This is a genomic window from Nocardia sp. CC201C (assembly GCF_030010695.1).
In the GTDB taxonomy this organism is placed as follows: domain Bacteria; phylum Actinomycetota; class Actinomycetes; order Mycobacteriales; family Mycobacteriaceae; genus Nocardia; species Nocardia otitidiscaviarum.
Genome location: NZ_JASCXP010000259.1, coordinates 1 through 10,407, shown reverse-complemented (window position 1 = coordinate 10,407; position 10,407 = coordinate 1). Strand labels below are relative to the sequence as shown.

The following is a 10,407-nucleotide window of genomic DNA, read 5'->3' as shown; positions in this document are numbered from 1 at the left end:
GGAATGCCGACCCACGGCCCGCGCGGGTACTTCGCCAGTTCGCCCGCGTCGACCCGCACCGGATCGACCGCCTGCCCGGTGATCAGCCGCGCCGAGGTCAGATTGAGCGCCGGATACATCCGGCCGCCCATGTTCACGTACAGCGCCCCGGTGTCCTTGTCGGCCACGATCGGCGAGTCGCCCACCTTCTTCGCGGGCGAGAAGAACGCCAGCACGGCGGCTCCGGCGACGCCGACACAGGCCAGCGCGAGGCCGATCATCAGGGCGGTCGACCGGCCGCGCTGAGGATCGTCGAGCATCGAGGCGTCGCGGCGCACCAGCGCGTGCTCGATCCGGCGGAGCAGAAAGCGCCATCCGGACACCTGGTGTTTGGACACCACCCGGAAGCGGGCCACGGTGTGCTACCTCTGAGCGGTGGGTGTCAAACCCGCCAGGGCCGCCGTGATGTCGAAGGCGTCGACGGTCATCAACTCTTGGTTGGTCATCGCCGAGATGTCCACATTGTCGCGGGTGAAACGGTAGTCCCGCTCGGCCTCGGCGGCTTCGACCACATTGCGCACGAAGCGGCCGTTGCCGGCCAGGTCGATCATCCGCCGACCCCCGGCGTCGCGGCGGGACATCTCCGCGCACCGTTCCCGCAGAATCTCCCGGGCGTCCTCGGAGATCAGCGAATCCTTCTTCTTGGCAATGTGATCCGCGATCTGCACCAGTTCGTCCGGGTCGTAGCTGGGGAAGCGGATCCGCTTGGTGAATCGTGAGGACAAGCCCTCGTTCGAGGCCAGGAACCGGTCGATCTCGTCCTCGTAGCCGGCGATGATCACCACCAGCTTGTCGCGGTCGTTCTCCATCCGGGCGAGCAGCGTGTCGACGGCTTCCTTGCCGAACGCGTCGCCGCCCGACAGTCCCTCCTGGATCAGCGTGTACGCCTCGTCGATGAACAGCACCCCGCCCAGCGCCGAGTCGATCAGCGCATTGGTCTTGGGCGCGGTGTGGCCGAGATGGGTGCCGACCATATCGTTGCGGGACACCTCCACCACATCGGCCTTCTCCACCACCCCGAGACCGGCGAAGATCTTGGCCACCACCCGCGCGATGGTGGTCTTGCCGGTGCCGGGCGGGCCGGAGAAGATCAGGTGCTGAGATTTGGAGTCGACGGCCAGGCCACGCTTGGCCCGGACCTGGTCCATCTGCACACCGGATTTCAGTCGGTCGACCTGCTCTTTGACCGATTCCATCCCGATCTGCGCCCGCAACAGCTCCGATGCCTCGGCCAGCAGCGACGCCCGCTCCTCCCGGGCCGCCGCGGCCGCGACCTCGACCGGATCGTCACCGGACTTCGGATCCCATTCGTCGGTGCGGGAAGCGATCACGGCCGGTGTGGTCTGCGGCAGCCGATAGGACTTGTCCTCGACCGCGCGCTGCCACTCCGGGCGCGCGGACCAGAGTCCGGAGCCCTGCAACCCCTTCAGCACCTTGTCGCCGGCCTCGTGCTCGCCGGTGTGCCGCAACAGCATTCCGTACAGGAAGTGCGCGTCCGCCCAGATATACGACTGGTTGCCCGACGAGCTGTCCTCCACCAGCCGCCGCGCGCGCGGCAGCGCCTCGCCGAACCGGCCCAGGTGCGCCATGGCCTGGGCGGCCATCAGTTCGGCGGCGATATCGAGCAGGCCGTCGTCGAGCACCGGCCGCCGGGTCCGCATCTCGAGCACATCGGTCCAGCGCTCCGTGCGGAAGTACAGTGACATGCGGACGAATTCGGCGACCTCGTCACCCGGTACCTCGTCCAGGATCGCGGCGGCCTCCCGCCACTCCCCGGCCTCGGCGTAGGCGGCGGCCTGTGCGATGGCGATCTGGTCCCGGTCGGCCATGGCCACCCGCAGCCCGTACATCCCGATCTCGACCTGGCACCACAGTGCCCGATCGACCAGGCCGGCCCGCTGCTGGTCCCGGTACAGATTGTGTACCGACCGATAGGCACCGTAGATCACCTCGGGGGTGACCTCACCCGCCATCGCGCGCCCCAGCCAGGCATCGCACATGTCCGGGTCCAGATCTGTCGCCGCCCTGAATGCGGCCGCCGCGTGCTCCTCATTGCGCATACCGCCGGCGATCAGACCCAAAGCCTGCACACCGGTGTAGAACGCGTCCTCCGGACCCGACACTCGCCCCGTCCCTTCCGCCGATCTCGTTCCCCCGCACCATAAGTCACCCCGCCGAACGTCTCACCGGACTCATTCCCACCGGTGGGAACAGGTCCGGACGTGCGGCGATGGCGTGCGGACCCGCTACGCCTAGATCTCGGTGAGGCCGTCGTCGGACACATCGTCGGCCGGCGGAGCGTCGTCCGCCCCGTCCTCGGCGTCCGCTGCCGGTCTCGCCGCCGGTTGCAGCGCGGAGCGGACACCTCGGCCCAGTGCGCCGACCACAGGTCCGAGCGGCCCGAGCGGGTCGGCCGCCGGTTGCCCGACCGCTTCGCCCGTCGCCGACGAATCGGGTTGTGGCGACTCCGGTTCACCCTCGGCCTCGGTCCCGTCCGGGTTCGGCTGCTCCGCCTCGGCATTGCGCGGATCGGTCGGGGTGGGCGAATCACTCGGCGCGGGTGCGCTTTCCGGCGCTTGGGCGCCGCCCTCACCGTCCTCCGGCTCGCCGTTGAGGTTCTCCAGTAGATCGGGGACCATGTTCAGCAGCGGCATGGCCATCATGGGAAGCATGGCCAGCATCGGGAGCATCGAGGCGATTCCGCCGCCGTCACCGCCCCCGCCACCGGCACCGGCCGCACCACCGCCGGCGGGTTTGCCGTCACCGTCATCCTCGGAACCGGCCATATCCTTGTTCAGCTCCGCGACAGCGGTCAGCTTGTTCTGCACGGCGGCGACGGCCTCCGCCAGATGGCGCAACAGTTCCATCTCCTGGGCGGGCTTCAGCTCGGCCTTGCCGACGGCCTCGAGTTTGCCATTGAGGTCGCCGACGATGTCCTTGATGGCGCGTAGTGTCTGATCTTCTTCGCTGGAAACGTATTTCGCGATCTCGACGACATTGCGGTCCGCCCGCAGCAACGCGCCCTGGCGGGCCTCGACCTTGGTCAGGGTGTCCTTATACGCCTCGGTGGACTCACCCTTGCCGAGATTCTCGTAGACCACCGGGCGGATCAGGTCTTCGACCTTCGGCGGCGGACTGGTCGTGCCGATGCCGAGCAGGTTCACGCAGCCCTGAATGGCGGCCTCGGCCAACGCGATGTATGCCAGCAGACCGGTCGACGCGCCGGGTGGCCGGACGAGCTCGACGGTCCAGAAGTTCTTGTCCTCTTTTTTGTCGGTCTCCTCGGCCAACAGCGCGAACAGCCGTTCCTCGAGATCCGCTACCTGCTCGTCGGTCAGCTCAGTCGCCATGCCGCGCCACCACCTCTCTGCCCCGTCCGCCCCATTGTCGGTTATCCCCTACCGTGGGAAGGGCCGACAATGAACCGGGGGCGATCCGAGAGGCGGGCGGGCGGTGAAGCGATCGAATGGTGTCGGAATTGACTGCTGATGTAGACGAGACAATGCGTATGCTTGCCGCCCTGTATGGAGAAGGACGGCCGGCGGTCGGTCATTCGACGGTCATGATGCGGGATATCGCCGCAGGTATGCGCGCGCAGAGCGCGTCCGGTTTGGCCGGATACACCGAAGCCCTCGGCGCGCATACGGTTACCGCCGACAACCAGTCCCGCCGCGACGGCACCGTGCACACATCCGTGGCGCGATCCGGTGAGGGTTCCGTGGTCGGCAGGCAGCAACTCGCGCACCAGCTCACCGAATTCCGGACCCGGGTGCAGGCTCTCGTCTCGGTGGGTGACGCTCGGTTCAGCGGCCCCGCGCTGCTCGACACCGCGCAGCGGACCATCACACAGGCGGCCAGACAGGTCGCCGCCGATATGGACACCGCCCGCCGCCTGGCCGCGCAGATCATGCCGCCGGCGGTCGCGCCGTCACGCCCGCGCACCGTGCCTCCGGACCGCCGGGTACGGCGGGTGCGACGGCGTCGACGGATCCGCCCGGTAGCCGCGGCCCTCGGCTCCCATCCCGCACCAGCACGCGGTCCGCGCCGGCAGTCGGACGGAACACCGGGGAGTGACGCGGTATCCGCGGCCAGTGGCTGGCTCGGCACGCCGTATGTCTGGGGTGGTGGCGACGCCAGCGGTCCGAGCGGCGGCGGCTTCGACTGCTCGGGGTTGACCCAGTACGCGGTGGCGCAGGCTTCCGGTGGCGAGGTGGTGTTGCCCCGCACCACCTACGAGCAGATCTACAGCGGCATCCGCATACACCCCGGTGATGCCCAGCCGGGTGATCTGGTGTTCCCCGGGAACTCCTTCAGCGCTCGCGGACCCGAGCACGTGCAGCTCGCGGCGGGCGGCGGCAAGGTGATCGAGGCCCCGTATGCCGGGGCGCGCGTCCGCTGGTCCGATATGGACCGCAACTCCGTCGTCGTACGGGTGCTGTAACCGGGCCGTATGAGGCTGCACCCGTGGCGATTCAGATTCCGAGCGAAGTCGCGCTCTTCCTGAACTTCTTGGGATATCCGTATCCGGATATCAACGAAGACCACGTGCGGGAACTCGCCGACCAGGTACGCACCTTCGCCGAAAAGGTGCGGAACACGCACACCGCGGCGACCGGCACGATCAACGAAATGGGGTCGGTGTATTCCGGCTATTCCTACGAACAGCTCGTCACCACCTGGGCGCGCATGAGCGCGACGAATATGGCCGACCTCGATCAGGCCTGCACCGTCGTCGCCACCGCGCTGGATGCCGCAGCGGTGGTGATCGTTTCGGTCAAGATCGCGGTCCTGACCGAACTCGCGGCACTCGCGGTCGCGTATGCCACGGCCATGTCGGCGGCGGTGGCCACCTCCGGACTGTCCGCCACCATGGGTCCGGCCATCGCCGCCGCGGCCCGTCGGCTGCTCGTCGCCATGGAACAGACCCTGCTGAGCTACCTTCTCGCCGAGGTGATCGGCCGCGCGGTCGAACCGCTCGAGGAAACCGTCGCCCGGGTGGTCAACGGGTTCGCCTACGAGTCCGCGCGTCGTGCCCTCGGGGTCCCGTCGGAGGCCGGACCGGCACAGACGCTCCGTATCGATCCCGACGAGGTGCTGCGATACGCGAAGGTGCTCGACGACCACGCGGCCGACATCACCCGGCACGCACAGGATTTCGCGAACAATGTCGCCGATCTGGACTTCACCACGCCGGACATCGGAATGGACGAGCCTGCCGGAATCCCCCGCACCTCGGCGTCAGCCGACCCCGGAGCGGGCGCGGGCGCACCGGATTCGAATCAGGGTGATGCACGGTATTCCGGTAGCCCGCCCACGGCCGCCTCCCCGGCCACCGTGGCAGCACCGACGGCGCGGCCGCTGACCATCGGCCCCGAAGAACTGTCCGGCACAACGCCGTCGGAATCCGCCGCGGCATCCGAGTCCCGGGCACAGCATCCGACGGCGTCCGCCCCGGACGACACGGGCCGACGCGAACAGTCGACCGATGCCGCGCGACAGGCCCCAGGTACACCGGACCAGAACGGCAGCGGCGCTCCGGAACAACCAGCCGCGGCGAACAACGGCGGCAATGCCGGACGCCTGCCGGACCAGTCGGCCGGGGATACTCCGGCACCGGCCCGAGCAATGTCCGAATCGTCCGAGCCCGCCGGCCAGCGTCCCGGAGCCGAACCACGGTCGGACGGGCAGCCCGACATCCGTGCCGCCGATACGCCCCCCGCCACCGCGACATCCGATCCGGCTGCCTCTCGGACTGTCGGTTCTCTTTCCGACACAACCGCATTCACCGCCTCGCCGGCACCAGCGACAGCATCGGCGTCGGTGTCGGCATCCGGAGATGGCCAGCGGGGCGGTAGTGGCATCGGGAACCTCGCGCCATCCGCCGGAGCGAGTCCACCGCGTTCCACGGGGGCAACGCCGTGGACACGCAAGGCGAAACCGGCCGGATCTGGCACGGCCCCACCGGAGCCGGACCTCGCCGACCCGACCCGACCCATGGCACCGCCCGCCGAACACACTCCCCTCGCGACGCCCTGGTCGAGAACCCGGCCCGCCACCGAAACCCCAGCCCGGGTCTCCGCGGCCGAAACCACCCGCCCGGCACCGACATTCACACCCGTCGAGGCCGTACCCGATATCCGGAGGAGCGAGCCGACACCGGGTGTAGCCGTCTCCACGCGGCCTGTCACCGCCGGTCACGGGGCGACCGCGGCACCGAAGGACGAAGCCGACACCGCCGGACCGGCCATACCTCGGGAAACTGCCGGGCCTGGTGGACCCGATGAACATGCAGCACCCGACGGACATGCCGAGCCAGGCGATTCTGCCGAACCTACCGAGCCTCGCGAATCCGCCGAACCCACTGAGCCTCGCGAATCTCGCGGGGCTGCCGGACCCAGCGGACCTGCCGGACCTCCTGGCCCCGCCGGACCCGGAGTAGTCGGCAGTCCGCGCAGACCCGGCGGCGTCACCGCACCCGACATCGGCCCACCACGATCCGTCTGACCGGCGCGTCACTGGAAGCGGATCGACGCCCCGGCCACCGTCGCCCACACCGTGCGGACTGGGATTCGGCCCGCCATCGGATGCGATGTACGCACGGGGCGTACAGCGCGTCGGCGCCCGCCTCACCTTGGACGATCGGGTCGTAGTCGCGCGCCGCGCCGTCGACGAGACCGAGGGGAGCGTGGAATCCCTCCTCGGCGAAGCGGATCTTCGTGCAGTGCGGGCGCTCGTCGGCGATCCAGCCGGTGCCCACGGCGGGCAGGAGAGAGCGACGATGGGCCGTGCGCGGGTCCGCGCTGATCCGGTAGGTCCAGTCGCCGCCGGTCCGGCAGTTCCGGTTGCCCCGGTCCGGCACATCCGGTGGCCGCCGTTGTTTCCAGCCGATCCGGGGGCCGCCCGCCGGTCCGGTGGCCGCCGTTGCTCCAGCGTTCTCGCATGCCGCAGCGGGCTCGGCCGATCCGGTCGCCGTACAGACGCACACCCCCTGCCGCCCGCATCCGGTGGAACCCCTTGCAGGCGGGGGCGCTCAGGCTCCGGCTATTACCGTAACGTCGGAGCCTCCACGGCGGGCGGTTCCGGCGCGGTCCGGTCCGAGGCGGTGACCGGCGGCGGATCGGCCGTGGCGGCATCGTCGCTGGGATCGGGATTCGGTGTGGTCTGGTCGATTCCGGTCGGATGGAAGTAGCCGACGAAGTCACCGTACGGCCCATTGCCGTCATCGGGGGGATTGTTCGGATCCAGGGGTACGAGTTGCCCGCTCACAATGACCTTCAGGCCCTCGTCGGTCACCACCACCAGCGCCGTCCGGTTCTCCCACTGCACCACATCGCCGGTCTGAATGCCGGGGCGAGGTTCGTCATCGGTTCCCCCGGGTGTCGGGCCCACGGGAATCCACGAATTGCCCGCCGACGCCTCCGCGACCGTCCCCTCGTAGGCACCCCGCCCGTCACTGCCGTTCGGGTTGTGCAGTTCCTTGTTCACCGCTTCGGCGACCACCGCCGGCACTTTCTGCGTCGTACCGTCCGGGAGCTTGACGTCCACCATCCCACCCCGTGGGGTGAATGTCTGCGGCGGAGGGCCGACGCCCTCGGGCGGGGTCACCGCTTCGGGCATCTCGCTCCCCGGAATCGGCACCGGATTCTGGTCGGGCGCATACGGATTCCCACCGGGGTCGGCGTTCCGAGGGTCCTCGTCGGGCGCGGGTTCGGGTTCCTTGCGCGCGAACGGACTGTTGTTGCCGGACAACCCCGACATGAGCGCGGCTATCGGCAGCATGCTCTCCATACCGCCCATGCCGGAGTTGGTGCTCTGCGCGGGGACCTGGGTGGCACTCGCGGCGGGGGACGGGGTACGGCCGGTACCCGAATCCGAGCCGTCAGGACCGGTGCTCGTGTCGCCCGAGCCGACACTATCGGTTCCGCGTTCAGCCTCCAGTTCGCTGATTATCTGTTCCAGTTTCTCGGCGGTGATCCCGCTGCGCCCACTGGTCTCGCCGTTCGCACCGGTCTCACCGGTTGGGCCATCGATCAGATCTCCGAATAGGTCCTTGCCGTTGTTCAGACCGCTACCGGCGAAGGGGTCGGTGTAGCCGTTCCCGTTCCCGTTGCCGTTCCCGTTCCCGTTCCCGTTGCCGTTCCCGTTCCCGTTGCCGTTGCCGTTCCCGTTGCCGTTGCCGTTGCCGTTGCCGTTGCCATCGCCGTTCCCATCACCATCACCCTCTTTGTCATCGTCGGTACGCGCGGCCTGGTCCTGAAATTCCTTGACTGCGCGATCATATTCCGTATCCCACAAATCGGAAGCGTCGATGATTTTCTGGACGTAGTAAAGCTGCTCCTTTTCAGGCGTCAATTGATACTGCCGGTGACCCGACTCGGTTTCGGTCAACTCGTACACGACACTGGTGTAATACTCTCGATGAGTGTTGCCGATGGGTTCGTAGCTGTCTGCGACGATATTTCCGTCGTCATCGACTTTGATCGTCGAATATTTACTTTCCTCCAGTTCGACGAGGAGATCAACTTCGAGGTGGGCGCGCAAGTCGTCTTTGATCTTCCTCAGGGCCGCCAGGATCTCTTTCTTCTTGGCCGGGAGGCCCTCGACGTCGAACTTGACATTGTCGTTCTTGTCGTCGAACAAGGACTGCCGCTCATCCATACGTTCGGCGAATGTCTCGTGCCCGTCATTGGTCGCAGATTGATCCTCAATGCCCATGACATTTTTCCAGCCATCCGTCGTCCCGATATCCTGGAGAACGTTGGTGAACTCCGGAGCCGACTCCGGATCTTTCACGGGGATCGAGTCGAAGCCCTCCTGCATGGTGTCCTGGGTATCTTTGATCAACAGCTTCAGGTCCGGACTGGAACCGCGCGGAAAGGGGAAGTTCACCACTTCGAAGCGATCCCCTTCCGGGGTCAGGCCCGTCTGTTCGCCGAAGTCTCCCCAGAGATCGAGATCGGCCAGCGTGTCGCTTTTCTCGATATCGCTCTCGGCGTCCGGACTGCCGTCGTCGATTGCATATTCTTTGTCTTTCAGATCGTCCGCATCGGCCGAGTCTTCAGCCGAGTACGCGGTACCGTCTTCCGATACGCGATAGTCGACGGCATCCGAATTGGGCCACACTTCGATGGGAACGTGCTGGCCGTCCACCACCTCATAGAGGGTCAGCTCCCCGGCGGCATGGTCTTGAAAGTAATAGAACCCCTCTTCCGGGCGGGTGTCCGAGTCGGAGCGCTCCCCATCATTAGCGTAAACCGTATAGGGTTCGTCCTTCGCCACGATCTCTCCTCGCTATTCGGCGCGCAGCAGCCCGCTGTCCGGTCCGACACGGAGATCAGGGACGGCGACGGGTCGTCCGACATCACGCTCCGGTCCGACAGTTGCCATCCGGGAATCGACGAAGGCCGGATGCTTCACAATCTGCTCATATGCGTAGAACTGGTTCCGGAGTCGGCGATATCCCGGCTCTCCGTTCAGCAGCAGCAATAATTCGGTGCATCGGCGCTGAAATGCCAGGGTCCGACTGTTTTCCCGATCCCCTCCCGTGTGGGATCGGATCACTTCGGCAAGGGTGTTATCGGCCCGCCGCAGCTCGACCCACCACTGTTTCGGAACGGGCTCCCCGGCTTCGAGCAGGGCCAGCATCCGTTCCCGCAATTGTTCGACCGGAACCGCAGCCACCGGCGTGGCGTCGGCTCGCCGCACTCGGTGATGGGCTTCGACACTCAATGCGAGACCCCGGGCCGCGCGCATCGCAGGCGGTACGCCGAATACCTCGGCTAGCGCTTCGGCGGAACCGGCGAAGCCCAAACGGTCGACGACACGAGGTCCGGGACTTCGCAGGTTCAATTCGTTCGCGGGTGCGACCAACTCACCGACCACCGTATCCGGGATATCCGCTCGCAGTTGCGAATCGATGCGGTCCGAGCTCACCAGCGCGGTCAGCCGGGCATTCGCTTTCGGCCCGTAGATCTCGGCGAACTCCACCAGAATCCGCGCAGGGTCGGTGTACTGCTCCCAAGTGGTCCACTCGGATTCCCCAATACCCACCGCATCGTCGCGTCGCCACGGCGTGGACAGCTTCCGGGGCAGGTACAGACCCGGTGGCAGCCAGCCCCTACCTTCATTGGTGGTGAGCAACAGTGCCATGCCGACCGGACTGCGCAGGGCCGCGACCGACCATGTCACCGTGGGAGCCGTCGGCCCCACGGCGTGCAGTATCGACGCAAGCAGGGTGCGGGCGGCGGCCAGGTCGGGATTGCCGGCCGCCGAGTCCCCAGGCTGCGGGCGCTGCCGTGTGCCAGCGGTGGTCGCGGCCGCTCCCACGGCCACGGCCGATGCCGGCCTGGCGACACCGGCGGGTTGGGC

General features: G+C 67.5%; 8 protein-coding genes and 1 pseudogene. 3 read left to right on the top strand and 6 right to left on the bottom strand.

Going from position 1 to position 10,407, the window contains the following annotated elements:
• From eccB to QK444_RS24005, 3 genes are all read right to left on the bottom strand, one after another.
• Window positions 1-395: type VII secretion protein EccB (gene eccB / locus QK444_RS24015; RefSeq protein ID WP_282783912.1), on the bottom strand; the 395-nt coding region annotated here is incomplete at its 3' end.
• A gap of 6 nt (window positions 396-401) precedes the next feature.
• Window positions 402-2,162, bottom strand: coding sequence for a type VII secretion AAA-ATPase EccA (eccA, locus tag QK444_RS24010; protein ID WP_282783910.1), 1,761 nt, complete (start codon window positions 2,160-2,162; stop codon window positions 402-404).
• 129 nt (window positions 2,163-2,291) lie between these two features.
• Entirely contained in the window at window positions 2,292-3,389 is a 1,098-nt protein-coding gene (locus tag QK444_RS24005) for a hypothetical protein (protein WP_282783908.1), read from the bottom strand.
• A 116-nt stretch (window positions 3,390-3,505) separates the two neighbouring features.
• On the opposite strand from QK444_RS24005, the gene QK444_RS24000 reads away from it, so the two are divergent.
• Both QK444_RS24000 and QK444_RS23995 read left to right on the top strand, forming a co-directional pair.
• Complete coding sequence (locus QK444_RS24000; RefSeq protein WP_282783907.1) at window positions 3,506-4,480, top strand: C40 family peptidase; 975 nt, start codon at window positions 3,506-3,508, stop codon at window positions 4,478-4,480.
• Between the two features lie 23 nt (window positions 4,481-4,503).
• Window positions 4,504-6,543: a hypothetical protein gene (locus tag QK444_RS23995; protein ID WP_282783905.1), complete on the top strand. Its 2,040-nt coding sequence runs from the start codon at window positions 4,504-4,506 to the stop codon at window positions 6,541-6,543.
• Between the two features lie 100 nt (window positions 6,544-6,643).
• On the opposite strand, the pseudogene QK444_RS23990 reads toward QK444_RS23995, so the two are convergent.
• The 3 genes and pseudogenes from QK444_RS23990 to QK444_RS23980 form a co-directional block, all read right to left on the bottom strand.
• A pseudogene (locus QK444_RS23990) lies at window positions 6,644-6,808 on the bottom strand (short-chain dehydrogenase); the annotation flags it as partial.
• Between the two features lie 275 nt (window positions 6,809-7,083).
• Window positions 7,084-9,318 carry a hypothetical protein gene (locus QK444_RS23985; RefSeq protein WP_282783904.1) on the bottom strand — a complete coding sequence of 745 codons (2,235 nt, stop codon included), beginning with the start codon at window positions 9,316-9,318 and terminating at the stop codon, window positions 7,084-7,086.
• Between the two features lie 12 nt (window positions 9,319-9,330).
• A complete protein-coding gene (locus QK444_RS23980) occupies window positions 9,331-10,188 on the bottom strand; it encodes a hypothetical protein (protein WP_282783902.1) in 858 nt (285 codons plus the stop codon).
• Between QK444_RS23980 and QK444_RS23975 the strand changes: the two genes are divergently transcribed.
• Window positions 10,172-10,407 (top strand): hypothetical protein (locus tag QK444_RS23975; RefSeq protein WP_282783900.1); only part of this gene is annotated, 236 nt, incomplete at its 3' end. The genes QK444_RS23980 and QK444_RS23975 overlap by 17 nt on opposite strands.

Excerpts from the sequence above, each read along its gene's own strand:
- QK444_RS24005 (WP_282783908.1), bottom strand. The coding sequence starts at position 3,389 with ATGGCGACTGAGCTGACCGACGAGCAGGTAGCGGATCTCGAGGAACGG.
- QK444_RS24000 (WP_282783907.1), top strand. The coding sequence starts at position 3,506 with ATGGTGTCGGAATTGACTGCTGATGTAGACGAGACAATGCGTATGCTT.
- QK444_RS23980 (WP_282783902.1), bottom strand. The coding sequence starts at position 10,188 with ATGGCACTGTTGCTCACCACCAATGAAGGTAGGGGCTGGCTGCCACCG.